The organism is Burkholderia humptydooensis, assembly GCF_001513745.1.
Taxonomy (GTDB): Bacteria; Pseudomonadota; Gammaproteobacteria; order Burkholderiales; family Burkholderiaceae; genus Burkholderia; species Burkholderia humptydooensis.
Genome location: NZ_CP013380.1, coordinates 1,732,582 through 1,756,755, shown reverse-complemented (window position 1 = coordinate 1,756,755; position 24,174 = coordinate 1,732,582). Strand labels below are relative to the sequence as shown.

The following is a 24,174-nucleotide window of genomic DNA, read 5'->3' as shown; positions in this document are numbered from 1 at the left end:
CGCCTCTGCCAAAGTCAGGATTGACTGTTCCCTCATTCCATGAGCACACCGATCGCCTCTCCGGCCGCACCGGCCGACGCCCCCACCGCGCCGCCGACGCTGCCCCGTCCGGGCGCCGGCGATTTCGCCGCCGTGCTCGAGCGCGGCGCGTTCGCGGTGCTCGAACAGTTCGGCATCGTCGACGTGACGGGCCCCGACGCCGCAACGTTCCTGCACAGCCAACTGACGAACGACATCGAGCATCTCGACGCCGCGAGCGCGCGCCTCGCCGGCTACTGCTCGCCGAAGGGGCGCCTGCTCGCGTCGTTCCTCGCGTGGCGCGCCGGCCACGACGTGCGCCTGCTCGTATCGAAGGACGTACAGCCCGCGGTGCAAAAGCGCCTGTCGATGTTCGTGCTGCGCGCGAAGGCGAAGCTCGCCGACGCGAGCGGCACGCTCGTCGCGGTCGGCTTCGCGGGCGACGTGCGCGCCGCGCTGTCGGGCATCTTCGATGCGCTGCCAGACGGCGTCCACACGAAAGTCGACGCGCCCGCCGGCGCGCTCGTGCGGCTGCCCGACGCGGCCGGGCGCGCGCGCCACCTATGGATCGCCACGCGCGCCGAGCTCGACGCGCGCCTGCCCGCGCTCGAGAACGCGCTGCCGCGCGTGTCGGCCGCCGTCTGGGATTGGCTCGACGTGCGCGCGGGCGAGCCGCGCATCACGCAGCCCGCCGTCGAGCAATTCGTCCCGCAGATGGTCAATTTCGACGTGATCGGCGGCGTCAACTTCCGCAAGGGCTGCTATCCGGGGCAGGAAGTCGTCGCGCGCAGCCAGTACCGGGGCACGATCAAGCGCCGCACGGCGCTCGCGCACGTCGCGGCCGACACTGACGCCGCACGTGCAGGCGTCGAGCTCTATCATTCGGACGACCCCGGTCAGCCGTGCGGGATGATCGTGAACGCGGCGGCGGCGCCCGAAGGCGGCGTCGACGCGCTCGTCGAGATCAAGCTCGCCGCGCTCGGGAACGGGTCGGTCCACCTGGCGTCCGCGAACGGTCCGACGCTCGCGTTCCTGCCGCTTCCCTACGCGCTGCCCGCCGAAGCCTGACAGCCGCGCCGCCGGAGCGCACGCGCCGCGGCGCGCCGGCCTCACCCAGCGAGGATATCGCCCGATGTGCCTGATCGTATTCGATTGGCAGCCCGACGCCACGCACGGCCCGGTGCTGACACTTGCCGCGAACCGCGACGAATTCTTCCGCCGCACGAGCGCGCCGCTCGCGTGGTGGAGCGACGCGCCGCACGTGCTCGCGGGCCGCGATCTCGAAGGCGGCGGCACATGGCTCGGCGTCGCGCGCGACGGCCGCTTCGCCGCGCTCACCAATTACCGAGCGCCGTTCGACATACGCGCGGGCGCGCCGACGCGCGGCAAGCTCGTGTCCGGATTCCTGACGGGCGAGAACGTCGCGCCGCTCGACTATCTCGCGAACGTCGCCGAGAAGGCCGTGTTCTACAACGGCTTCACGCTGCTCGCGGGCGACGTCGTGCGCGGCGAGCTCGCGTGGTACTGCAACCGGCCGGACGACGCGCGGCCCGCGCCCGATGCGCCCGTGTCCGTCGCGCCCGGCATGCACGGGCTGTCGAACGCGCGGCTCGACACGCCGTGGCCGAAGCTCGTCGGCAAGCGCAGCGCGCTCGGCGCGCTGCTCACCGACGACGCGGCGGCGCCGCTCGACGCGCTGATCGAGATGATGCGCGACACTCGCGAGGCCGCCGCCGACGCACTGCCGCACACGGGCATTCCGATCGAGCGCGAGCGCGCGCTGTCCGCGGCGTTCATCGAGACGCCCGAGTACGGATCACGCGGCACGACCGTGCTGCGGGTCGTGCGCGACGTCGAGGGACGGCTCAGGTTCGACATGAAGGAGCGCTGCGACGACGACGGCTCGCACCGGATCGTGCGGCCGGGCGCGTTCGAGCGCGCGTACACGTTCGATGTCGACGGGAGCGGCGTCGCGCGGCGGTGATCGCGCCGGCGGCGGATCGGGATGCGCGCCCGCCCGGTCCCGCCCCGCTCACGGCTCGCGCGCCATCTCGACATGCTGCACGCCCGCCTCGATGAACGGCTCGCCGACGATCCGGAAGCCGATCCGCAAATAGAACGCGACCGCGCGCTGTTGCGCATAGAGCCGCACGAGCGCGTCGCCGCGCGCCCGCGCTTCGGCGAGAAGCGCGTCCAGAAGCCGCGAGCCGACGCCGCGGCCACGCACGTCGGCGAGCACCGACACCCGGCCGATCGCGCCCGTCGGCAAGAGCCGCCCGGTCGCGACCGCGCGCCGCGCGCCCGCCGCCCCGCCGACCAGATACGCGACGGCGTGCCGCGCGTGCGGATCGTCGTCGTCGAGGTCGAGCTCGGCCGGAATGCGCTGCTCGCGCACGAACACCGCGTCGCGGATCCGCGACGCATCGCCGCCAAGGCGCGACCAGTCGCCTGTTTCGATTTCGATGCTTTCCATGTGTCGAATCCTCGTCAGCCGGTTCTCGCCGGGCCCGGTGCGGCGCACCGCATTCGCGCGCCGATCATCCGGCCGTCGCCGGCCGCCCGTGCCGCTCGTGTCCGCCGCCGGAAACGGCCCCGCATGATAGGCGCGCCTCGTTGCCCCGCTTCATCGGCCCGCTTCATATCCGTATCGTCTGCCGAATGAAATGCCCCGGCAATCGGCCGATTGGCCAATCCCGCCGTCCGGGCGGCCGCGCAAGCCGCGATGAGCCGCTACACGCGGCGCGGCATTCCCTCCGACCCATGACGCACGTCCCGTCTCGCGGATTCCGCGCCGCGCCGAATCGCCCGCGCGTTCGCGCTCAATCGCCTTCGAACGCCGCGCGCAGCGCGCCCGCCGCGTCCGTATGCGCGAGCCGCACTTCCGGCACGAAACCGCCCATCTTGAAGAACTCATGAATCATTCCCGCGTATGCGACGAGCGTCACCCGGTTGCCCGCCGCACGCAGCTTGTCCGCATACGCGTCGCCCTCGTCGGCCAATGGATCGTACTCCGCCGTCGCGATCCACGCGGGCGCGACGCGCTCGAACGACGGCGCGCCGCGCGTGCCGTCGAGCGGCGCGAAGCGCCAGTCGTCGCGATCCGACGCGTCGCGCACGTAATGCTCGAAAAACCACTGGATCGTGTCCGCCGACAGCAGATAGCCCTTCGCGAGCCGCGCGTGCGATTCGGTCTGCTGATGCCCCGTGGTGCCCGGATAGATCAGCAGTTGCAACGCGAGCGCGATCCCGCGGTCGCGCGCGAGCACCGCGCACACCGTCGCGAGCGTGCCGCCCGCGCTGTCGCCGCCGACCGCGAGCCGCGCCGGATCGATCCCGAAACGCGACGCGTGCGCATGCAGCCACACGAGCGCGTCCTCCGCGTCGCCGACCGCGGTCGGAAACCTGTGCTCCGGCGCGAGCCGGTAATCGACCGACAGCACCGCGCAACGCGCGTCGCGCGCGAACATCCGGCACAGCGCGTCGTGCGTGTTCACGCTGCCGACCGTGAAGCCGCCGCCGTGATAGTAGACGAGCGCGGGCAGCGGCTCGGCCAGGCTCGGCTCGACGGGCAGATAGAGCCGCGCGCCGAACGCGCCGCCGTCGCGCGACGGCAGGCGCAGATCTTCGACCGAAAACATCGGCGCGGGCGCGACGTCGAGGATCGGCGCGCTCTTCTCGTACGCCGCGCGCGCCTGCGCGGGCGTCTGTTCGTGATAATCGGGACGTTTTGCGCGCTCGATCATGTCGAGCACCTGCGCGATCTTCGGGTTCAGCGGCATCGTCAAAGGCAAACGGCAAGGCAAACGGCGGGCGAGCGGCGCGAGCGCGCCGGCGAAAAGGCCCGGGGACTCAGAGCGCCGTATGATGCCACGGCGTGTCAGACGAGCGCGACGAGCTGCTTGCCGAAATTGCGCCCCTTCGGCAGCCCGAGCAGCGCGTCGGGCGCGCGCTCGATGCCCTGCGCGATCGTCTCCCGATAATGCAGCTTCTTCTGCGCGACGAGCGCCGCGAGCTGCGCGAGCGCCTCGGGCCACACGTCGAAGTGCTCGGACACGATGAAGCCCTGCACGAGCAGCCGCTCGCGCAGAATCAGCGCCGGGTTCGCGAGCGGCGCCGGCGCGCCGTCGTACACGGCGATCATCCCGCACATCGCGACTCGGCCGAACGGGTTCATCTGCGCGAGCGTCGCGTCGAGCACCGCACCGCCAACGTTCTCGAAATAGCCGTCGACGCCGTTCGGCGCGGCGGCCGCGAGATCGTCGGCGAGCCGACCGGCCTTGTAGTCGACGCACGCGTCGAAGCCGAGCGTGTCGACGACGTAGCGGCACTTGTCCGCGCCGCCCGCGATGCCGACCGCGCGGCAGCCCGCGAGCTTCGCGAGCTGCCCGACGACGCTGCCGACCGCGCCGCTCGCCGCGCTGACGACGACCGTCTCGCCCGCGCGCGGCCGGATGATCCGGTTCAGCCCGTACCACGCGGTCACGCCGGGCATGCCGACGGGCCCGAGATACGCGGACAGCGGCACGTGCGTCGTGTCGACCTTGCGCAGTTCCTTGCCCGTCGACGTGCCGTACTCCTGCCAGCCATACGCGCCGACCACCTTGTCGCCGACCGCGAACGCCGGGTTGCGCGATTCGACGACCTCGCCCGCGGTGCCGCCGCCCATCACCTCGCCGAGCGGCTGCGGCTCGGCGTACGACCTCCCCGCATTCATCCGCCCGCGCATGTACGGATCGATCGACAGGAAATGATTGCGCACGCGCACCTCGCCGTCGGCGAGCGGCGCGAGCGGCGTCTCGACGAGCTTGAAGTTCTCGACGCTCGCCTCGCGTTCGGGGCGCGAAACGAGCAGCACCCGCCGGTTGACCTGTGACATCGCCTGCCTCCTTGTCCGCCTGTCCATCGCCGCGCGCGGCCGCGCCGACGGCAAACGGCCCCGCCGACGGGCGGGGCCGCTCGATTGCATCACGCGTCGCTCGGGCCGGGATGCGCGCCCGGATCGGTGCGGGTGCGCTGCCGCGCGATGTCGCGGCCGACCGCGAGCCGCTTCATGTACTTGAACGTGCCGAGCGCCTTCGCGACGAAGTTGCCCGCGCTGTCGCGGACCTCGCCTTCGCAGTACGCCATCGTCGTCGAGCGGTGCAGCACGCGGCCGTACGCTCGCAACTCGCCGCGCCCCGGCTGCATGAAGTTCACCTTCATCTCGACCGTGACGACGCCGACGCCGTCGTCGGTCAGGCTGCGCGCGGCCATCGCGAGCGCGACGTCGGCGAGCGTCATCGTGACGCCGCCGTGCGCGATGTTCCACGTGTTCATGTGCTGCTCGACGAGCGGCAGCACGATCTCGCTCGCGCCGTCCTTCGCGGATACGAGCCGCACGCCGAGCGCGTCGACGAACGGGCTTTCGATCGCCGGCTCGCGGCCGGCCGTGGCGGAGCCGGCGCTCATCGCACGTCGTCGACGAGGTAGTCGATGCACTCGCGGCTCTCGCGCACCGCGCCGACGAACTTCTTCACCTCCTCGTGCACCGGATGCACCTGGTATGCGTCGAGCGAGGCCTTGTCGGCGAAATCGGTGACGAGCACGACGTCGCAGGTCGCCTCGAGGCCGGGCGTCGCGAGCCCGACTTCGAGATGGAGCAGCCCCGGCACGATGCCGCGGCACGCTTCGAGCTTTTCCTTCAGCTTCTGCGCGTTCTGCGCGCGCGTCGCGCCTTCGGCCGATTCCTTGAGTTTCCAGCTTACGATGTGTCTGATCATGATGTCCGTGGTTCTTCGCAGTCGTTCGTCAATTCCGCCTCGCCGGAGCCGTCGGCGTTCGCGGTTCAGCGGTCCGGACGTCCGGCGACATCCGCCGTTTGCCCGCGCCGCCCGAAATCGCCGCCGACATCGGCCGAGCCGAGACAGACAGCAAGCCTACCAAACTTATCGATTCCGATGGTTCTGGCGCGAAGCCCGGCGAAGCGGTAGCGCTCGGGCGGCCGCGAAACGCGCGACAGATCGGCATGCGTCGCCCGGCATGACGCCGCCTCGTGCGGCCGACAGGGCGCTGGCTAATCGCGCCGCGCGTCCTATACTGCTTTTTGCCTGACGATAGCCGCGTCGAACGCCGACGGCGCGCATCGCCGCGCGATCGGGCCCCCGGATGCCGATTCCCGCGGAACGTCGAATCCTGTCGAAGGAAGACGCCGCCGCCCGGCACTCGAATGATGCCCGGATACATCGGAGACGGGAGCGATGCGACGTCGGCGGTTGGTCCGCGCATGCTCCACCTGAATCCAAGGAGCGCAAAGTGTTCCCCAAGGAATCGACAGTCAGGACGCTCATCAGGCGCTGGGATCGCCACTACTCGACCATTTTGGGCGTCACGTCCGCCACCGAACGGTCCGAACGGATTGCACACGATCTGTACCTGGTGCGAAACGCCGGATTTGGCGGCATTTCGCCGCCGCCGAATCTGCCCGGCAATCTCGTCGACAAGGACGACGAAATCATGGCCTGTGTCGAACACTATTTTCTGACGCGGGACTGGGTCTCGAACGGCAAGTATCCGGCATGGGAAGCACGCACGCTTTCCGGCATCTACCATCTCGGCAAGAGGATCGGTGTCGCGCCTCGGCACAATAAAGCGAAGCCCGTCACGCCCGCGTCGCCGTTGCAGCGCGCGCTTCAGTTGGAAGGCATCAAAGACGGAACGATCGACCGCAAGCTTGCCGGCATACAGTCGCCCCTCGTGAAAAAACCGCCGAAATACTAGGGTCCGCCGAGCCGCAATCCGCTTGATCGGCGTGCCGGGCCGGCGGGCGCCGCATCGCGCGATGCGGCGCCGGCGCGACAGCAGGGACCCGCCGCGCCCGATCGGCGCGACGCCGCCGTCAAACCACTTCGAACAACCCCGCCGCGCCTTGCCCGCCGCCGATGCACATCGTCACGACGACGTACTTCGCGCCGCGCCGCTTGCCCTCGATCAGCGCATGGCCAGTGAGCCGCGCGCCCGACACGCCATACGGATGGCCGACCGCGATCGCGCCGCCGTCCACGTTCAGCCGATCGTCGGGAATCCCGAGCGTATCGCGGCAATAGAGCACCTGCACCGCGAACGCCTCATTCAGCTCCCACAGATCGATGTCGGCTACCTTGAGCCCCGCCTGCTTCAGGAGCTTCGGCACCGCATAGACGGGCCCGATGCCCATCTCGTCCGGCTCGCAGCCCGCCACCGCGAAGCCGCGGAAGATGCCGAGCGGCGCGAGGCCCTCGCGCTCCGCAAGCTTCGCGTTCATCACGACGCACGCGGCCGCGCCGTCCGAGAACTGGCTCGCGTTGCCCGCGGTGATCACGCCGCCCGGCAGCGCCGCGCGGATCTTCGCGACGCCTTCGAGCGTCGTGTCGGGCCGAACGCCCTCGTCGGCGGCGAGCGTGACCTCCTTCGTGTAGAGGCGGCCCGTCGCCTTGTCGGCAACGCCCGCGCGCACGGTGATCGGCACGATCTCCGCGTCGAAGCGCCCCGCCGCCTGCGCGGCCGCCGCGCGAAGCTGCGAATTCACGCCGTATTCGTCCTGACGCTCCTTCGGGATGCCGTAGCGCTTCGCGACGTTCTCGGCCGTCTGCAGCATCGTCCAGTAGATCTCCGGCTTGTGCGCGTCGAGCCAGCCCTCGCGCAGCATGTGCCGGTTCATCTCGTTCTGCACGCACGAGATCGATTCGACGCCGCCCGCGACGAACACGTCGCCCTCGCCCGCGATCACGCGCTGCGCGGCGAGCGCGATCGTCTGCAATCCCGACGAGCAGAAGCGGTTGACGGTCATCCCCGGCACGCTGACGGGCAGCCCCGCGCGCAGCGCGATCTGCCGCGCGATGTTCGCGCCCGTCGCGCCTTCCGGGTTCGCGCAGCCGATCAGCACGTCCTCGACTCGCGCGGGATCGAGCTTTGCGCGCTCGACGGCGGCCGCGACCACGTGGCCGCCGAGCGTCGCGCCGTGCGTCATGTTGAACGCGCCGCGCCAGGATTTCGCAAGCGCGGTGCGGGCGGTCGATACGATTACGGCTTCGGTCATCCGAGTCTCCTGATTCTGAATCCGAATTCTGTGGATCGATAGGCGATGAAATGAATGACGGCGGCTACGGATTGACGCCGGGATGGACGTCGGCCGCCCGCACGCGCGCGACGCCCGCCGCCGCGAGCGACGCCCATGCGCGCGCGAGCGAGCCGTCGAGATCGATCGCGCGGCACGCGTCCTCGATCACGGCGGCGTCGAATCCCGCGGCGCGCGCATCGAGCGCGGACCACGCGACGCAATAGTCGGTCGCGAGCCCGCAGCACCACACGCGCTTGACGCCGAGCTCGCGCAGATAGCCGGCAAGACCCGTCGGCGTGCTGCGGTCGGCTTCGACGAACGCCGAGTAGCTGTCGACCGACGCGTCGTGCCCCTTGCGGATCACGGCCCGCGCGTGCGGGATGTCGAGATCGGCGTGCAGCGCCGCGCCTTGCGTGCGTTGCACGCAGTGCGCGGGCCACAGCACCTGCTCGCCGTACGGCAGCGCGATCGTCGAGAACGGCGCGCGGCCCGGATGGTTCGCCGCGAACGACACGTGATCGCGCGGGTGCCAGTCCTGCGTCAGCACGACGCAATCGAAACGTGCGGCAAGCCGGTTGATCGCCGGCACGACTTCGTCGCCGTACGCAACCGCGAGCGCGCCGCCCGGCATGAAATCGTTCTGCACGTCGATCACGAGAAGGACATCGTCGGTGCGCTGCATCGTGGTGCTCCGTCAATGGGCGACGCCGCCGCGCGTCACGCGTTGAAACCGCGCCCGCTTTTCGCGAGCTCGGCGATCGACGGCGCGATCTGCCACGCATCGCCGTTCGCGCGCGCCGCGTAGCCGCGCATCGCGCGCTCGACGTTGTAGAGGCCGACCGTGTCCGCGTACAGCATCGGCCCGCCGCGCCAGAGCGGAAAGCCGTAGCCCGCGAGATACACCATGTCGATGTCGGACGCCTTCGACGCGATCTTCTCCTCGAGGATCTTCGCGCCTTCGTTGACGAGCGCGTAGACGAGCCGCTCGACGATCTCGTCGTCGCCGATCTCGCGCCGCTCGAGCCCGCGCTCGTTCGAATACGCGACGATCATCTCGTCGACGAGCTTCGACGGCTTCGCGTGGCGCTCGCCCGGCACGTAGTCGTACCAGCCCGCGCCCGTCTTCTGGCCGAAGCGGCCCTGCTCGCACAGGCGATCGGCGATCTTCGAGTAATGCAGATCCGGCTGCTCGACGTAGCGGCGCTTGCGGATCGCCCAGCCGATGTCGTTGCCGGCGAGATCGCTCATCCGGAACGGCCCCATCGCGAAGCCGAACTTCTCGATCGCGCGGTCGACCTGCGCGGGCAGCGCGCCCTCTTCGAGCATGAAGAGCGCCTGGCGGATGTACTGCTCGACCATCCGGTTGCCGATGAAGCCGTCGCACACGCCGGACACGACCGCCGTCTTGCGGATCTTCTTCGCGAGCTGCATCACGGTCGCGAGCACATCCTTCGCGGTCCGCTCGCCGCGCACCACCTCGAGCAGCTTCATCACGTTCGCCGGGCTGAAGAAGTGCATGCCGACGACGTCCTGCGGCCGCTTCGTGAACGCGGCGATCTTGTTCACGTCGAGCGTCGACGTGTTCGACGCGAGGATCGCGCCCGGCTTCGCTACTTCGTCGAGCCGCCTGAACACCTGCTCCTTCACGCCGAGCTCCTCGAACACCGCCTCGATCACGAGATCGGCGTCCTTCAGGTCGTCGTACGCGAGCGTCGGGCGGATGAGCGCCATCCGCGCGTCGAGCTTCTCCTGCGTGAGCTTGCCCTTCTTCACCTGCGCGTCGTAGTTCCTGCGGATCGTCGCCACGCCGCGGTCGAGCGCTTCCTGCTTCGTCTCGAGCAGCGTGACGGGCAGCCCCGCGTTCAGGAAGTTCATCGTGATCCCGCCGCCCATCGTGCCCGCGCCGATCACCGCGACCGCCTTGATCTCGCGCGCGGGCGTGTCGGCCGGCACGTCGGGAATCTTGCTCGCCGCACGCTCGCCGAAGAACGCGTGGCGCAGCGCGCGGCTCTCGGGCGTCTGCACGAGCGCGACGAAGCAGTCGCGCTCGAACGCGAGCCCCTTGTCGAAGCCTTGCAGCACGCCCGCCTCGATCGCGTCGATGCACTTGTGCGGCGCCGGATAATGCTGCGCGACGGCCTTCGCGCTGTTGCGCGCGAACTGGATGAAGCCCGCCGCGTTCTCGTGGACGATCTCGCGGTCGCGCACGCGCGGATGCGGGCCGCTCGCAGCAGCAGCCTTGCGCGCGAACGCGACGGCCGCATCGAGCAGGTCGCCTTCGACGAGCGCGTCGAACAGCCCGCTTTGGGCGAGCTGCTCGGACGGCACGGGCGCGCCGGAGACGATCATGTTCAGCGCGGTCTCGAGGCCGACCGCGCGCGGCAGGCGCTGCGTGCCGCCCGCGCCGGGCAGCAGGCCGAGCTTCACCTCCGGCAGCGCGATCTGCGCGCCGGGCGACGCGACGCGGTAGTGCGCGCCGAGCGCGAGCTCGAGGCCGCCGCCCATCGCGACGCCGTGGATCGCGACGACGACGGGCTTGCCGCTCGCCTCGACCGCGTCGATCACGGTGTGCAGCGTCGGTTCCTGCAGCGCCTTCGGCGTGTTGAATTCGGTGATGTCCGCGCCGCCCGAGAACGCGCGGCCCGCGCCCGTGAGCACGATCGCCGCGACGGACGGGTCGCGTTGCGCGCGCTCGAGCCCTTCCATGACGCCGAGCCGTGTCGACAGGCCGAGGCCGTTGACGGGCGGATTGTTGAGCGTGATGACGGCCACGCCGTCGCGAGTCGTGTAGTCCACTGCCATCTGCCTGCCTCCATGCGTATGCGCGGCCGGTGCGGCGGCGCCAGCTTGTGATGCGGTCATTGTCCGCCAACGGCGGGCAAGCCGTGCGGTCGATGCGCCGTTTTCCGAGAAACAGAGGCAGGATACAACAAAAAAGAACGGTCGTTCAATTTAGTGACGGCCCGCGCGACGCGCGGTGCGTGGCGGTGCGCGCGGGACGTCCGGCGGGCGGTGCGCTGCGCGCCTACGCGTCGACCGCCGTCGGCAGCACGTGGTCCCGGAATTGCTCGCGCAGCTTGAGTTTTTGCAGCTTGCCCGTCGCGGTGTGCGGCAGCGCGTCGACAAACACGACGTCGTCCGGAATCCACCATTTCGCCACCTTGCCGTCATAGAACGCGAGCAATTCGTCGCGCGTCACGTCCATGCCGGCGCGCTTGACGATGACGAGGAGCGGCCGCTCGGTCCATTTCGGATGCCGGCACGCGATGCACGCGGCCTCGGCGACGGCCGGGTGCGCGACCGCGACGTTCTCGATGTCGATCGAGCTGATCCACTCGCCGCCCGACTTGATCACGTCCTTGCTGCGGTCAGTGATCTGCAGGAAGCCGTCGGCGTCGATCGTCGCGACGTCGCCCGTCGGGAACCAGCCGTCGACGAGCGGCGACGCGTCGCTCCCGAAATAGCGATCGATCACCCACGGGCCGCGCACCTGCAAATCGCCGAACGCGACGCCGTCCCACGGCAGTTCGCGGCCGTCGTCGCCGACGATCCGCATGTCGATCCCGTAGATCACCCGGCCCTGTTTCTCGAGGAGCCGCCGCTGCTCGCCGACGGGCCGCTGCGACTGCGCCCAGTTGAGCTTCGACAGCGTGCCGAGCGGCGACAGCTCGGTCATCCCCCATGCGTGGATCACGCGCACGTCGTAGACATCCTCGAACGTCTCGAGCATCGACGGCGGGCACGCGGAGCCGCCGATCACCGTCCGGCCGAGCGTCGAGAAGCGCACGCCGGCCTCGCGCATGTACGCGAGCAGGCCGAGCCAGACGGTCGGCACGCCCGCCGAGAACGTCACGCGCTCGTTTTCGATCAGCTCGTACAGCGATTTGCCGTCGAGGTCCTTGCCGGGCAGCACGAGCTTCGCGCCCGTGAGCGCCGCCGTGTACGGCAGCCCCCACGCGTTGACGTGGAACATCGGCACGACGGGCAGCGCCGCGTCGCGCGACGACAGCCCCATCGCGTCGGGCAGCGCCGCGCCGTACGCGTGCAGCACCATCGAGCGATGCGAATAGAGCGCGCCCTTCGGGTGGCCCGTCGTGCCGGACGTGTAGCAGAGCGACGACGCCTGCCGCTCATCGAGGAGCGGCCACGCGTAATCGCCGTCTTGCGCGCCGACGAGCGTCTCGTAGCAGAGATAAGGCGTCGCGCCCTTCGGCAGATGCGCGTCGTCCGTCATCGCGATCCAGCCTTTCACGTTCGGGCATTGCGGCGCGATCTGGTCGACGAGCGGCGCGAAATTCAGGTCGAAGAGGACGTATCGATCGTCGGCGTGGTTGACGATGTACGCGATCTGCTCGGGAAAGAGGCGCGGGTTGATCGTATGGCAGACGGCGCCCATCCCGCTGATCCCGTAATACGCCTCGACGTGCCGGTAGCCGTTCCACGCGAGCGTTCCAACCCGGTCGCCAACGCCCACGCCCAGGCGGATCAGCGCCTGCGCGAGCCGTTTGGAACGCGTTTCGCAATCGCGATAGGTATAGCGGTGGATGTCGCCCTCGACGCGACGCGACACGATCTCGACGTCGCCCGCGTGCCGCGCCGCATGCGCGATCAGCGACGACACGAGAAGCGGCATATCCATCATCTGGCCCAGCAACGGCTTACCCATCGTCTTCCTTCTCCCTGAAGTGATTTGTCCGATACGGTCTGCTGCAAGCGGCTCGGCGGCGCGCGGACGGCTTCGAGCGCGCCGTGCGGCGCGGACTTACAATATCGGCTAACTTACCGATCAGCAATATGTCGTTTTCCACAAGCGAAGCCGCACCGGCCGCCCCTCTCCCCGATCTCGCCGCGACGCTCGCCGCGACGCTCGCCGCGCCGCGCGGCGACGCGTTCGCGCAGCTCGGCGGCGCCTTCCTGACCCGGCTGCCCGCCGCGCCGCTGCCCGCGCCGTACGTCGTCGGCTTCTCCGACGAAGCAGCGCGCATGCTCGGCCTCGATCCCGCGCTGCGCGACGCGCCCGGCTTCGCCGATCTGTTCTGCGGCAACCCGACGCGCGACTGGCCGCCAGCGTCGCTGCCATACGCGTCGGTCTACTCGGGCCACCAGTTCGGCGTGTGGGCGGGCCAGCTCGGCGACGGCCGCGCGCTCACGATCGGCGAGCTCGCGCACGACGGCCGCCGCTACGAGCTGCAACTGAAGGGCGCGGGCCGCACGCCGTATTCGCGCATGGGCGACGGCCGCGCGGTGCTGCGCTCGTCGATTCGCGAGTTCCTGGGCTCGGAGGCGATGCACCACCTCGGCATCCCGACGACGCGCGCGCTCACCGTGATCGGCTCGGACCAGCCGGTGATCCGCGAGGAAATCGAAACGTCGGCGGTCGTCACGCGCGTCGCGGAAAGCTTCGTGCGCTTCGGCCATTTCGAGCACTTCTTCGCGAACGATCGGCCCGAGCAGTTGCGCGCGCTCGCCGACCACGTGATCGACCGTTTCTACCCGGCCTGCCGCGACGCCGACGATCCATATCTCGCGCTCCTCGCGGAAGTGACGCGGCGCACCGCGGAGCTCGTCGCGCAATGGCAGGCGGTGGGCTTCTGCCACGGCGTGATGAACACCGACAACATGTCGATCCTCGGCGTGACGATCGACTACGGCCCGTTCGGCTTCATCGACGCGTTCGACGCGAAGCACGTCTGCAACCACTCGGACACGCACGGCCGCTACGCCTACCGGATGCAGCCGCGCATCGCGCATTGGAACTGCTTCTGCCTCGCGCAGGCGCTCTTGCCGCTCTTCGGCCTCGATCGCGACGCGCCGAGCGAAGACGCGCGCGCCGAGCGCGCGGTCGAGGACGCGCACGCGGTGCTCGGCCGCTTCCCCGAGCAATTCGGCCCCGCGCTCGAGCGCGCGATGCGCGCAAAGCTCGGTCTCGCGCTCGAGCGCGAAGGCGACGCGGCGCTCGCGAACCAGTTGCTCGAGATCATGGACGCGAGCCACGCCGATTTCACGCTGACGTTCCGCCATCTCGCGCGCGTGTCGAAGCACGACGCGCGCGGCGATGCGCCCGCGCGCGATCTCTTCATCGATCGCGACGCATTCGACCGCTGGGCGAACCTCTACCGCGCGCGCCTGTCGGAAGAAGCGCGCGACGACGCGGCACGCGCGGCCGCGATGAACCGCTCGAACCCGAAATACGTGCTGCGCAACCATCTCGCGGAAACGGCGATCCGCCGCGCGAAGGAGAAAGACTTTTCCGAGATCGAGCGCCTTGCGGCCGTGCTGCGCCGCCCGTTCGACGAGCAGCCGGAGCACGACGCGTACGCCGCGCTGCCGCCCGACTGGGCGAGCACGCTCGAAGTGAGCTGCTCGTCGTGAAGCCGCATCCGCCGCGCGCGTTGCGCATGAATCCATCAGGAGAATCGAAGATGTCAGGAGATCGAGACGACCGGCGTTATCCGTATCAGGAGGACGACGCCGAGCTGCGCCGCCGGCTCACGCCGCTGCAATACGAGGTCACGCAGCGCGCGGCGACCGAGCGGCCGTTCACCGGCGAGTACACGGACACCGAGGACGCGGGCATCTATCACTGCGTCGTCTGCGGCACCGCGCTCTTCGAGTCGGGCGCGAAATACCATTCGGGCTGCGGCTGGCCCAGCTACTTCAAGCCGATCGACGGCGAGGTGATCGACGAGAAGATGGACTACACGCACGGCATGACGCGCGTCGAGGTGCGCTGCAACCAGTGCGGCGCGCATCTCGGCCACGTGTTCGAGGACGGCCCGCGCGACAAAACCGGATTGCGGTACTGCATCAACTCGGCTGCGTTAAACTTCGAGGCTAAACCCGAGCGGAAGTGAGCCCGCGCCGGCCGTGGAGCCGGCCGGCCCGCGCGCCGCGACGGGGCGTCCCTACAACGGTGGCGGGTCACGCGCCCGCCACGCAGCCGCGAGCACCATGAAATTCCTGTTCGATCTGTTCCCGATCATTCTGTTCTTCGCCGCCTTCAAGCTATGGGGCATCTTCACGGCAACCGCCGTCGCGATCGCCGCGACGCTCGCGCAAGTAGCGTGGGTCGCGTTCCGGCATCGGAAGGTCGACACGATGCTGTGGGTGAGCCTCGGCGTGATCGTCGTGTTCGGCGGCGCGACGCTCGTGCTGCATGACGAGAAGTTCATCCAGTGGAAGCCGACCGTCCTCTACTGGCTGTTCGCGGTCGGCCTCGTGGCCACGCGCTACGCGTTCGGCAAGAACCTGATCGAGAAGATGATGGGCAAGCAACTGACGCTGCCCGAGCAGGTCTGGGACAAGCTGAACCTCGCGTGGGCCGCGTTCTTCGCGGCGCTCGGCGTGACGAATCTGTACGTGGTGCGCAACTTCACCGAATCGCAGTGGGTCAACTTCAAGCTGTTCGGCACGACGGGCGCGATCGTCGTCTTCGTGATCCTGCAAAGCCTCTGGCTCGCGAAATACCTGAAGGACGAGTGACGATGAGCGACACCTTCCTGCACGCCACGCCGAGCGAGCGCATCGCGCTCATCGAGGCGCGGCTTGCCGCCGCGCTCGCGCCCGCGTCGGTCCATGTGCGCGACGATAGCGCGCAGCACGCGGGCCATGCGGGCGCGGCCGCTGGCGGCCACTACACGGTCACGATCGTGTCCGCCGCGTTCGCCGGCAAGAGCCGCGTTGCGCGACATCGGCTGGTGTATGATGCGCTCGCCGACGCCATGCAGCGCGGCGTTCACGCGCTTGCGATCGTTGCGTACACGCCAGAAGAATATCCTGAGTCTTCCCGTTCTCATTAAGTCCGTCTCATTAGGAACTTCCCGATGATCCTGAAATCTCCCCGCCTGTGGGCCGCGGCAACCGCTCTCGCAGCCGCTCCCGCTTTCGCCCAGAACATCGCCGTCGTGAACGGCACGCCGATTCCGAAATCGCGCGCAGACGCGATGATCGCGCAGCTCGTCCAGCAAGGTCAGCAGGACACGCCGCAGCTCGAGCAGGCGGTGCGCCAGGAGCTCGTCAATCGCGAGATTCTGATGCAGGAAGCGATCAAGCGCGGGATTCCGAATCGCCCGGACGTGAAGGCGCAGATCGTCGTCGCGCAGCAGACCGCTGTGCTGCGCGCGCTGATCGAGGATTTCCTGAAGAAGAACCAGCCGAGCGACGCCGAGCTGAAGGCGCGCTACGACGAGCTCGTGAAGAACGCCGGGGGCCGCGAATATCACCTGCACCATATCCTCGTCGACAACGAGCAGCAGGCGAAGGACCTGATCGCGAAGATCAAGGGCGGCGCGAAGTTCGAGGATCTCGCGAAGCAATTCTCGAAGGACCCGGGCTCGGCGAAGAACGGCGGCGATCTCGACTGGTCCGATCCGAAGGCGTACGTGCCGGAGTTCGCGGCGGCCGCGCAGCAGTTGCAGAAAGGCCAGATGACGGACGCGCCGGTGAAGACGCAGTTCGGCTGGCACATCATCCGCGTCGACGACGTCCGCAGCATCACGCCGCCGCCGTTCGAGCAGGTCAAGCAGCAGATCGCGCAGCAGATGGTCCAGCAGAAACTGCAGACATTCGAGGAAGGCCTGCGCCAGCAGGCGAAGATCCAGTAACGCTCGCCGGCCTCGGCGCCGCGCATCGCGCGCGGCCATGCATTGCAAAAAAACCGCTCCCCCGAGCGGTTTTTTGTTTGCCGCAAAAAGCGAAGCGCCGGCGGCAATGCGCGCGGCGCGGGCCGCCGCTTAGCCGATCCAGCGGCGCGCGTTGCGGAACACGCGCAGCCACGGGCTCGCCTCGCCCCAGCCTTCCGGATGCCAGCTCATCGTCACCGTGCGATGGACGCGCTCCATGTGCGGCATCAGCACCGTGAAGCGGCCGTCCGCCGTGGTCACCGACGTGATGCCCGCGGGCGAGCCGTTCGGGTTGAACGGATAGCGCTCGGTCGCGCCGCCGCGATGATCGACATAGCGCATCGCGACCGCGACGCGGCTCTGATCGCCCTGCTGCGAGAAGTCCGCGTAGCCTTCGCCATGCGCGACCGCAACCGGAATCCGTGAGCCTTCCATGCCGGCGAAGAAGATCGACGGCGAGCTCTGCACCTCGACGAACGACAAGCGCGCCTCGAACTGCTCGGACTTGTTGCGCGTGAACTTCGGCCATGCATCCGCGCCCGGAATCATCGACGCGAGGCTCGACATCATCTGGCAGCCGTTGCAGATGCCGAGCGCGAACGTGTCGGGGCGCGCGAAGAACGCGGCGAACATGTCGGCGAGCCTGTCGTTGAAGCGGATCGTCTTCGCCCAGCCCTCGCCCGCGCCCAGCACGTCGCCGTACGAGAAGCCGCCGCACGCTACCGCGCCCGCGAAATCGGCGAGCGTCGCGCGGCCGGCGAGCAGGTCGCTCATGTGGACGTCGTGCGCGTCGAAGCCCGCGCGGTCGAACGCATAGGCGGTTTCGAGATGCGAATTCACGCCCTGCTCGCGCAGGATCGCGACGCGCGGCCGCGCACCCGCCGCGGTCGCAATGAACGGCGCGGCGATATCCTCCGCCGGATCGAACGTCAGCACCGGCGCGAGGCCCGGATCGCCGGCGTCGAGAACCGCGTCGTACTCCGCGTCCGCGCACGCCGGATTGTCGCGCAGCCGCGCGATGCGCCAGCTCACCTCGCTCCACGCGCGCTGCAGTTCGACGCGCGGCGCTTCGTAAATCTTCTTCGCGTCGCGGTACACCTCGATCGCATCGGTCTCGTTGACCGCGCCGATCACGTGCGAGCACGCGGACAGGCCATGCTCGCGCAGCGCGCCGAGCACCGCGTCGCGGTCCGCCGCGCGCACCTGGACGACCGCGCCGAGCTCCTCGGAGAAAAGCGCGCGGATCGTGCGATCCTCGCGGCGGCCGCTCGTCTGCTTCGCCCAGTCCTTCGCGTCGCCGTAATCGGATTCGTGCTGCGCATCGAGCGTCAGCATGTCGACGTTCAGCGACACGCCCGCGTGCCCCGCGAACGCCATTTCGCAGACGGCCGCCCACAGACCGCCGTCCGAGCGGTCGTGGTATGCGAGCAGCTTATTCCGCGCGTTCAGCGACTGGATCGCCGCGAAGAAGCGCTTCAGGTCCTCCGGATCGTCGACGTCGGGCGTTTCGTCGCCCACCTGCTGCGTGACCTGCGCGAGAATGCTGCCGCCCAAGCGATGCTTGCCGCGGCCGAGATCGATCGCGATCAGCACGCTCGCGCCGACGTCGGCGACGCGGCGCAGTTGCGGCGTCAGATGGCGGCGCACGTCCTCGACGGGCGCGAACGCCGAGATGATCAGCGACACCGGCGCGACGACTTCCTTCGCGACGCCGTTGTCGTCCCACTTCGTCTTCATCGACAGCGAATCCTTGCCGACCGGGATGCCGATGCCGAGCGCCGGGCACAGCTCCATGCCGATCGCCTTCACGGTGTCGAAGAGCTTCGCGTCCTCGCCTTCGGTGCCGCACGCAGCCATCCAGTTCGCGGACAGCTTCAGCTTGTCGAGCGACGCGATCGGCGCGGCCGCGATGTTCGTGATCGCCTCGCCGACCGCCATCCGGCCCGACGCTGGCGCGTCGATCACGGCGAGCGGCGTGCGCTCGGCCATCGTCATCGCCTCGCCCGCGAAGCCCGCGTAGTCGAGCGCGGTGATCGCGCAATCGGCGACGGGCACCTGCCACGGGCCGACCATCTGGTCGCGCACCGACGTGCCGCCGACCGTGCGGTCGCCGATCGTGATGAGGAACGACTTGCTCGCGACGCTCGGGTGCCTGAGCACGTCGCGCGCGACGTCGGCGAACGAGAGGCCCGTCACGTCGACGCCCGCGCGCTCGACGGCGACGCGCTTCACGTCGCGGTGCATGCGCGGCGGCTTGCCGAGCAGCACGTCCATCGGCATGTCGACCGGATGCCCGGCCGCGCCCGTCGCCTCGTCGTCGACGAGCTGAAGCCGGCGCTCGTCGGTGGCGACGCCGACGACCGAGAACGGACAGCGCTCGCGCGCGCAGATCGCCTCGAAGCGCGGCAGATCGGCGGGCGAAATCGCCAGCACGTAGCGCTCCTGCGCCTCGTTCGACCAGATCTCGCGCGGCGACAGCCCCGACTCCTCGAGCGCGACCTTGCGCAGCTCGAAGCGCGCGCCCTTGCCCGCGCCGTCGACGATCTCGGGGAACGCGTTGGACAGGCCGCCCGCGCCGACGTCGTGAATGCTGAGGATCGGGTTTTGATCGCCGAGCTGCCAGCAGCCGTTGATCACTTCCTGCGCGCGGCGCTCGATTTCCGGGTTGCCGCGCTGGACGGAATCGAAATCGAGCTCGGCCGTGTTCGCGCCCGTGGCCATCGAGCTCGCCGCGCCGCCGCCCATGCCGATCCGCATGCCGGGGCCGCCGATCTGGATCAGCAAGGAGCCTGCCGGCACGTCGTGCTTGTGCGTGTGCGCGTCCGAGATGTTGCCGATGCCGCCCGCGATCATGATCGGCTTGTGATAGCCGCGCACCTGGCCGCCGACGTTCTGCTCGTACACGCGGAAGTAGCCGCCCAGGTTCGGCCGGCCGAATTCGTTGTTGAACGCGGCGCCGCCGAGCGGGCCGTCGATCATGATCGACAGCGGTGACGCGATCCGGTCCGGGCGGCCGTACGGCGCGTGCGGCTCGTGCGCGTCGCGCGCGCCTGCCGGCCGCGCGGCGTCGCGCGCGTTTTCCCACGATTCGCGCGCGCCCGGCAGATCGAGGTTCGACACCGTGAAGCCCGTCAGGCCCGCCTTCGGCCGCGCGCCGCGGCCCGTCGCGCCTTCGTCGCGGATCTCGCCGCCCGCGCCCGTCGCGGCGCCCGGGAACGGCGAGATCGCGGTCGGGTGGTTGTGTGTCTCCACCTTCATCAGCGTGTGCGTGAGTTCGGTATGGCGGCCGTAGCGCTCGGCAGGCGCATTGGCGGGCGTATTGGCGGGCCCATTCGAGCCGTTCGCGCCGCGCGGGAACCAGCGCTCCGCCTGCGCGCCCATCATGATCGACGAGTTGTCCGAATAGGCGACGATCGTGCCTTGCGGGCTCATCTTCTCGGTGTTGCGGATCATCGCGAAAAGCGACATGTCCTGCGCTTCGCCGTCGATCGTCCACTGCGCGTTGAAGATCTTGTGACGGCAGTGCTCGCTGTTCGCCTGCGCGAACATCATCAGCTCGACGTCGGTCGGGTTGCGCTCGAGCTTCTTGAACGCGTCGACGAGGTAGTCGATCTCGTCGTCGGCGAGCGCGAGGCCGAGCTCGACGTTCGCGCGCTCGAGCGCGGCGCGGCCGCGGGCGAGCACGTCGACCGTCGCGAGCGGCTTCGCCGGCAGTTCGTCGAACAGGTGCCGCGCGTCGTCGCGCGACGCGACGACGCTCTCGGTCATCCGGTCGTGCAGCGCGGCCGCGACCGCCGCGCGCGCGTCGGCGGCGAGCGCCTTCTTCGCGCCGACGCCGAGGAGGCCCGCCTTCAGCGTCACCGTGAACTCGATGCCGCGCTCGATCCGGCGCACGCGCGCGAGGCCGCAGTGCTGCGCGATGTCGGTCGCCTTGCTCGCCCACGGCGACACGGTGCCGAAGCGCGGCAGCACGACGAAGGTCTCGGTCGCGCCCTTCTCCGCGGCGGGCTCGAACGGCGCGCCGTAGTGCATCAGCGCGCCGATGCGCGCGTCGTCGTCCGCGGTGAGCGGCTCATGTGCGTTGACGAAATGCAGATACTGGCCGCGAACCGCGACGATGTCGCCGTCGATTTGCTTGAGCGCGTCGAGCAGGCGGGTTTGACGGAAATCGGAAAGCGCCGAAGCACCGGGAAAACACGAGAAGTGAGCCATGGGCTGGACTGACGTCGATGAGTCGCGCAAGCTGGCGACGTGGGGCGTAAGGAAGGCCGTAATTATACCCGGAAGTCGCCCGCCGAACGGCCGCCCGCGCACGCCGCATCGGCCGGCGCGCTTCATTTGGCGCTATCATGCGCGCTTCACCGGGCCGCGCACGGCCCGCCACGCAAGATCCTCAATCGGGCCGTATGCGGCGCCCGGCATCGAATCGAACATGGATGTAATCGTCATCGGCGGCGGCATCGCCGGCATCGCCACCGCCTACCAGTTGCGCGCGGCCGGCCATCGCGTGTGCGTCGTCGAGCGCCACGCGACGGTCGCGCAAGGCGCAACCTACGGCCAGGGCGGCACGCTGCTGCCGACCCCGCTCGACGTCTGGTTCGGCCCGACCTTCATGCGCGAGCGGCGCGCGCAGAAGAGCGGCGTCGTCTACAAGCCGGGCCTCGACGGCGCGCTGCGGCGCTTCACGCGCCGCCTCGACGCGCTGCGCGAGCCCGCCGCGTTCGCCGCGCAGTACGCGAGGCTGCGGCCGCTCGTCGAGCTGTCGCGCGAGGCGATCGCCGACGTCGAGGCGCGCTTCGGTCTCGAATTCGAACAGAAGAGCGGCGTGCTGCACGTCGTGCGCGACGCGGCCGAATGGGACGCGACGCAGCCCGCGCTCGACCTCATGCGCGACCTCGGCCAGCCTTACGAGACGCTCGCGCCCGAGGCGTGCGCGGCGCTCGAGCCGTCGATGCCGGCCGATCCCGCGTTCGCGGGCGGCGTGCTGTTCGCGCAGGAGCGCACCGCGAACTGCCCGCTCTTCGCGAAGCTCGTCAAGCAGGTGCTCGACGAGCGCGACGTGCAGTTCCGGCTCGGCCGCGCGGTCGCCGCGATCCGCACCGACGCGACGCGCGCGGCCGTCGAGCTCGCGCCCGACCCGGCCGATCCGCGCGCGGCGAAATCGAAGGAAGTCGACGTGATCTCGGCCGACGCGATCGTCGTCGCGGCGGGCACGGAAAGCCTCGCGCTCGTCGAGCCGCTCGGCGTGCGCGCGCCGCTGCATCCGGTGCGCATCCACACGCTGACGGCGCCCCTCGCGTACGAGGAGCACGCGCCGCATCTGAGCATCGTCGACTCGGTCAAGCGGATCGCGATCACGCGGCTCGGCCAGCGGCTGCGGATCGGCGGCGGCGCCGTGCTGCAAAGCGCGCGGGATCTCGCGCGGCCGCTGCCCGAGCCGCTGTCCGAGGCGGCGCTCACCCTCCTCGGCCAGGCGACGCACGACTGGCTGCCCGGCGCGGCGAAGATCTCCGCCGCGCGCGCGTGGCAAGGCGCGAAGCTGCTGTCGCCGGACGGCCTGCCCGTCGTCGGGCCGACCGCCGATCCGCGGGTCTTCGTCAACTTCGGCCACGGCCCGGCGGGCTGGGGCCTCGCGTTCGGGTCTGCTAAAGTGGTGGCAGATGACCTCGGCGGCAGCGCGCAGCGCGTGCCCGCCGACACGCTCGCCGCGCTGCGCGCGGAGCGCTTTGCCACCTGACGCCGTTGCCGCCGCGCGCGGGCGGCGCGTGATCGCGAGCCGCCCATGATCCTGTCCGCCGATTCCCCCCTGCCCCATTCGTCCGAACCGTTCGACTTGCCGCCGCTTCACGCGAGCGAGCCGCTTCTGACCATCGCCGAGCTGCGCGACATCGAAACCGCGGCGGCCGCCGCGCTGCCGCCCCACACGCTGATGGAGCGCGCGGGCAAGTCGGCCGCGCAATGGCTCGCGGCGCGGCTCGTCAGCGATCCGCGGCCCGTCTGGTTCGCGGTCGGCCCCGGCAACAACGGCGGCGACGCGCTCGTCGCCGCGGCCGAGCTGCGCCGGCTCGGCTTCGCGGCCGACGCCTGGATGCCGATCGAAGTGAAGCCCGGCGACGCGCGCTGGGCGCTAGAGCGCGCGCGCGCGGCGAACGTGCCGATCGACGAGGCGGCGCCCGAATCGTTCGACGGCTACGGCTGGCTCGTCGACGGCCTGTTCGGCATCGGGCTCGCGCGGCCGCTCGACGGCGCGTTCGCCGCGATCGCGCAGCGCATCGCGGCGCGCGCGCGGCGCACCGGCCGCGTGCTCGCGCTCGACGTGCCGAGCGGCCTCGACAGCGACACCGGCACGCGCGTCGGCGGCGGGAGCGCCGTCGCGGCCACCGACACGCTGTCGTTCATCGCCGCGAAGCCCGGCCTCTACACCGGCGACGGGCGCGACCTCGCGGGCGAGATTCACGTCGCGCCCCTCGATCTCGGCGAGCCGCCCGCGCCCGCGATCCGGCTGAACGCACCCGGGCTCTTCGATGCGCGCCTGCCGCCGCGCGCGTTCGCGTCGCACAAGGGCACGTACGGCAGCATCGCGATCGTCGGCGGCGACACGGGCATGTGCGGCGCGCCGATCCTCGCCGCGCGCGCGGCGCTCTTCGCGGGCGCGGGCAAGGTCCACGTCGGCTTTGTCGGCGCGGGCGCGCCGCCGTACGATCCGCCGTATCCGGAGCTGATGCTGCATCCGGCCGACGCGCTGCCGAGCGCGTCGCTCACCGCGCTCGCGATCGGCTGCGGGCTCGGCGCGAGCGAGCGGGCCGCGCGCACGCTCGCGGCGCTGCTGCCGCTCGATGCGCCGAAGCTCGTCGATGCGGACGCGCTGAACCTGATCGCGAACACGCCCGAGCTCGCCGACGCGCTCGCCGCGCGCGGCCGCGCGGGCGACGCCGCCGTCCTCACGCCGCATCCGCTCGAAGCCGCGCGCCTGCTTGCCACCGACGCGGCCGACGTCCAGCGCGACCGTATCGCCGCCGCGCGCGCGCTCGCCGCGCGCTTTTCGGCGGTCGTCGTGCTGAAGGGGTCGGGCACCGTGATCGCGGCGCCCGACGGCCGTATCGCGATCAATCCGACCGGCAACGCGGCGCTCGCCACGGGCGGCACGGGCGACGTGCTGGGCGGCCTGATCGGCGCGTTTCTTGCGCAGCGCATGCCGCGCTACGAAGCGGCGCTCGCCGGCGTCTATCTGCACGGGCTCGCCGCCGAGCGGCTGTGCGCGGCTGGCGCGGGCCCCGCGGGCCTCGCCGCGGGCGAGCTCGCGGCCGCCGTGCGCGTGCTCGTCAATCGGCTGTTTTATACGCGACCCGCCGCACCGGGCGAAGCGCCGCTATACTGATCGTCCCGCCGCCCAGGCGGGCTCCTCGTCCGCCTGCATGCCGCGCGCCGGCGCGCAGGCGCGGCCCTCCCCCGGTTCATGCT

20 protein-coding genes are annotated in these 24,174 nt (G+C 70.2%); 10 read left to right on the top strand and 10 right to left on the bottom strand.

Annotated elements, in window-relative coordinates; translation table 11 throughout:
* The first annotated feature begins 39 nt into the window (after window positions 1–39).
* Both ygfZ and AQ610_RS08045 read left to right on the top strand, forming a co-directional pair.
* A complete protein-coding gene (gene ygfZ, locus AQ610_RS08050) occupies window positions 40–1,086 on the top strand; it encodes a CAF17-like 4Fe-4S cluster assembly/insertion protein YgfZ (protein ID WP_006026178.1) in 1,047 nt (348 codons plus the stop codon).
* A gap of 64 nt (window positions 1,087–1,150) precedes the next feature.
* Window positions 1,151–2,002 carry an NRDE family protein gene (locus AQ610_RS08045; RefSeq protein ID WP_006026177.1) on the top strand — a complete coding sequence of 284 codons (852 nt, stop codon included), beginning with the start codon at window positions 1,151–1,153 and terminating at the stop codon, window positions 2,000–2,002.
* Window positions 2,003–2,050: 48 nt separating this feature from the next.
* On the opposite strand, the gene AQ610_RS08040 is transcribed toward AQ610_RS08045, so the two are convergent.
* The 5 genes from AQ610_RS08040 to AQ610_RS08020 form a co-directional block, all read right to left on the bottom strand.
* A complete protein-coding gene (locus AQ610_RS08040) occupies window positions 2,051–2,491 on the bottom strand; it encodes a GNAT family N-acetyltransferase (protein ID WP_006026176.1) in 441 nt (146 codons plus the stop codon).
* Window positions 2,492–2,837: 346 nt separating this feature from the next.
* Window positions 2,838–3,797 carry an alpha/beta hydrolase gene (locus AQ610_RS08035; RefSeq protein WP_009911993.1) on the bottom strand — a complete coding sequence of 320 codons (960 nt, stop codon included), beginning with the start codon at window positions 3,795–3,797 and terminating at the stop codon, window positions 2,838–2,840.
* Window positions 3,798–3,895: 98 nt separating this feature from the next.
* On the bottom strand, window positions 3,896–4,894 hold the full coding sequence (locus AQ610_RS08030) for an NADP-dependent oxidoreductase (RefSeq protein WP_009911992.1): 999 nt from the start codon (window positions 4,892–4,894) through the stop codon (window positions 3,896–3,898).
* An 89-nt stretch (window positions 4,895–4,983) separates the two neighbouring features.
* A complete protein-coding gene (locus tag AQ610_RS08025; protein WP_006026173.1) occupies window positions 4,984–5,466 on the bottom strand; it encodes a PaaI family thioesterase in 483 nt (160 codons plus the stop codon).
* The gene (locus tag AQ610_RS08020; protein WP_006026172.1) at window positions 5,463–5,777 is read right to left on the bottom strand and encodes a Dabb family protein; all 315 of its coding nucleotides are present in this window, start codon (window positions 5,775–5,777) and stop codon (window positions 5,463–5,465) included. Before AQ610_RS08020 ends, AQ610_RS08025 begins: the two co-directional genes overlap by 4 nt.
* 532 nt (window positions 5,778–6,309) lie before the next feature.
* On the opposite strand from AQ610_RS08020, the gene AQ610_RS08015 reads away from it, so the two are divergent.
* Window positions 6,310–6,774, top strand: coding sequence for a hypothetical protein (locus tag AQ610_RS08015; protein WP_006026171.1), 465 nt, complete (start codon window positions 6,310–6,312; stop codon window positions 6,772–6,774).
* Window positions 6,775–6,892: 118 nt separating this feature from the next.
* On the opposite strand, the gene AQ610_RS08010 is transcribed toward AQ610_RS08015, so the two are convergent.
* The 4 genes from AQ610_RS08010 to AQ610_RS07995 all read right to left on the bottom strand — a co-directional run bounded on the left by AQ610_RS08010 (window position 6,893) and on the right by AQ610_RS07995 (window position 12,758).
* Window positions 6,893–8,071 carry an acetyl-CoA C-acyltransferase gene (locus AQ610_RS08010; protein ID WP_006026170.1) on the bottom strand — a complete coding sequence of 393 codons (1,179 nt, stop codon included), beginning with the start codon at window positions 8,069–8,071 and terminating at the stop codon, window positions 6,893–6,895.
* A gap of 64 nt (window positions 8,072–8,135) precedes the next feature.
* A complete protein-coding gene (gene pncA, locus AQ610_RS08005) occupies window positions 8,136–8,774 on the bottom strand; it encodes a bifunctional nicotinamidase/pyrazinamidase (RefSeq protein WP_006026169.1) in 639 nt (212 codons plus the stop codon).
* Window positions 8,775–8,809: 35 nt separating this feature from the next.
* The gene (locus tag AQ610_RS08000; protein WP_009911986.1) at window positions 8,810–10,894 is read right to left on the bottom strand and encodes a 3-hydroxyacyl-CoA dehydrogenase NAD-binding domain-containing protein; all 2,085 of its coding nucleotides are present in this window, start codon (window positions 10,892–10,894) and stop codon (window positions 8,810–8,812) included.
* Between the two features lie 223 nt (window positions 10,895–11,117).
* Window positions 11,118–12,758 (bottom strand): 3-(methylthio)propionyl-CoA ligase, encoded by a 1,641-nt coding sequence (locus tag AQ610_RS07995; protein ID WP_009911985.1) that lies wholly within the window; start codon window positions 12,756–12,758, stop codon window positions 11,118–11,120.
* A 128-nt stretch (window positions 12,759–12,886) separates the two neighbouring features.
* Between AQ610_RS07995 and AQ610_RS07990 the strand changes: the two genes are divergently transcribed.
* The 5 genes from AQ610_RS07990 to AQ610_RS07970 all read left to right on the top strand — a co-directional run bounded on the left by AQ610_RS07990 (window position 12,887) and on the right by AQ610_RS07970 (window position 16,695).
* Window positions 12,887–14,464, top strand: coding sequence for a protein adenylyltransferase SelO (locus tag AQ610_RS07990; RefSeq protein WP_006026166.1), 1,578 nt, complete (start codon window positions 12,887–12,889; stop codon window positions 14,462–14,464).
* A 50-nt stretch (window positions 14,465–14,514) separates the two neighbouring features.
* Complete coding sequence (gene msrB / locus AQ610_RS07985) at window positions 14,515–14,946, top strand: peptide-methionine (R)-S-oxide reductase MsrB (RefSeq protein ID WP_009911981.1); 432 nt, start codon at window positions 14,515–14,517, stop codon at window positions 14,944–14,946.
* A 97-nt stretch (window positions 14,947–15,043) separates the two neighbouring features.
* Window positions 15,044–15,574, top strand: coding sequence for a septation protein A (locus AQ610_RS07980; RefSeq protein WP_006026164.1), 531 nt, complete (start codon window positions 15,044–15,046; stop codon window positions 15,572–15,574).
* A gap of 2 nt (window positions 15,575–15,576) precedes the next feature.
* Entirely contained in the window at window positions 15,577–15,891 is a 315-nt protein-coding gene (locus tag AQ610_RS07975; protein ID WP_006026163.1) for a BolA family protein, read from the top strand.
* A gap of 24 nt (window positions 15,892–15,915) precedes the next feature.
* A complete protein-coding gene (locus tag AQ610_RS07970; protein ID WP_006026162.1) occupies window positions 15,916–16,695 on the top strand; it encodes a peptidylprolyl isomerase in 780 nt (259 codons plus the stop codon).
* 129 nt (window positions 16,696–16,824) lie between these two features.
* On the opposite strand, the gene purL is transcribed toward AQ610_RS07970, so the two are convergent.
* On the bottom strand, window positions 16,825–20,925 hold the full coding sequence (purL, locus tag AQ610_RS07965) for a phosphoribosylformylglycinamidine synthase (protein WP_006026161.1): 4,101 nt from the start codon (window positions 20,923–20,925) through the stop codon (window positions 16,825–16,827).
* Between the two features lie 220 nt (window positions 20,926–21,145).
* Between purL and AQ610_RS07955 the strand changes: the two genes are divergently transcribed.
* Window positions 21,146–22,450, top strand: coding sequence for an FAD-dependent oxidoreductase (locus tag AQ610_RS07955; protein ID WP_006026160.1), 1,305 nt, complete (start codon window positions 21,146–21,148; stop codon window positions 22,448–22,450).
* Between the two features lie 45 nt (window positions 22,451–22,495).
* Window positions 22,496–24,091, top strand: coding sequence for an NAD(P)H-hydrate dehydratase (locus AQ610_RS07950; protein ID WP_006026159.1), 1,596 nt, complete (start codon window positions 22,496–22,498; stop codon window positions 24,089–24,091).
* The last annotated feature ends 83 nt before the right edge of the window (window positions 24,092–24,174 follow it).

Bases quoted from the DNA above. Each gene is read 5' to 3' on its own strand.
- msrB (WP_009911981.1), top strand. From the start codon at position 14,515: ATGTCAGGAGATCGAGACGACCGGCGTTATCCGTATCAGGAGGACGAC.
- AQ610_RS07990 (WP_006026166.1), top strand. From the start codon at position 12,887: ATGTCGTTTTCCACAAGCGAAGCCGCACCGGCCGCCCCTCTCCCCGAT.
- AQ610_RS07955 (WP_006026160.1), top strand. From the start codon at position 21,146: ATGGATGTAATCGTCATCGGCGGCGGCATCGCCGGCATCGCCACCGCC.
- AQ610_RS07995 (WP_009911985.1), bottom strand. From the start codon at position 12,758: ATGGGTAAGCCGTTGCTGGGCCAGATGATGGATATGCCGCTTCTCGTG.
- AQ610_RS07980 (WP_006026164.1), top strand. From the start codon at position 15,044: ATGAAATTCCTGTTCGATCTGTTCCCGATCATTCTGTTCTTCGCCGCC.
- purL (WP_006026161.1), bottom strand. From the start codon at position 20,925: ATGGCTCACTTCTCGTGTTTTCCCGGTGCTTCGGCGCTTTCCGATTTC.
- AQ610_RS08035 (WP_009911993.1), bottom strand. From the start codon at position 3,797: ATGCCGCTGAACCCGAAGATCGCGCAGGTGCTCGACATGATCGAGCGC.
- AQ610_RS07970 (WP_006026162.1), top strand. From the start codon at position 15,916: ATGATCCTGAAATCTCCCCGCCTGTGGGCCGCGGCAACCGCTCTCGCA.
- AQ610_RS08010 (WP_006026170.1), bottom strand. From the start codon at position 8,071: ATGACCGAAGCCGTAATCGTATCGACCGCCCGCACCGCGCTTGCGAAA.
- AQ610_RS08030 (WP_009911992.1), bottom strand. From the start codon at position 4,894: ATGTCACAGGTCAACCGGCGGGTGCTGCTCGTTTCGCGCCCCGAACGC.
- pncA (WP_006026169.1), bottom strand. From the start codon at position 8,774: ATGCAGCGCACCGACGATGTCCTTCTCGTGATCGACGTGCAGAACGAT.
- AQ610_RS08045 (WP_006026177.1), top strand. From the start codon at position 1,151: ATGTGCCTGATCGTATTCGATTGGCAGCCCGACGCCACGCACGGCCCG.
- AQ610_RS07975 (WP_006026163.1), top strand. From the start codon at position 15,577: ATGAGCGACACCTTCCTGCACGCCACGCCGAGCGAGCGCATCGCGCTC.
- AQ610_RS08040 (WP_006026176.1), bottom strand. From the start codon at position 2,491: ATGGAAAGCATCGAAATCGAAACAGGCGACTGGTCGCGCCTTGGCGGC.
- AQ610_RS07950 (WP_006026159.1), top strand. From the start codon at position 22,496: ATGATCCTGTCCGCCGATTCCCCCCTGCCCCATTCGTCCGAACCGTTC.
- AQ610_RS08025 (WP_006026173.1), bottom strand. From the start codon at position 5,466: ATGAGCGCCGGCTCCGCCACGGCCGGCCGCGAGCCGGCGATCGAAAGC.
- ygfZ (WP_006026178.1), top strand. From the start codon at position 40: ATGAGCACACCGATCGCCTCTCCGGCCGCACCGGCCGACGCCCCCACC.
- AQ610_RS08000 (WP_009911986.1), bottom strand. From the start codon at position 10,894: ATGGCAGTGGACTACACGACTCGCGACGGCGTGGCCGTCATCACGCTC.
- AQ610_RS08020 (WP_006026172.1), bottom strand. From the start codon at position 5,777: ATGATCAGACACATCGTAAGCTGGAAACTCAAGGAATCGGCCGAAGGC.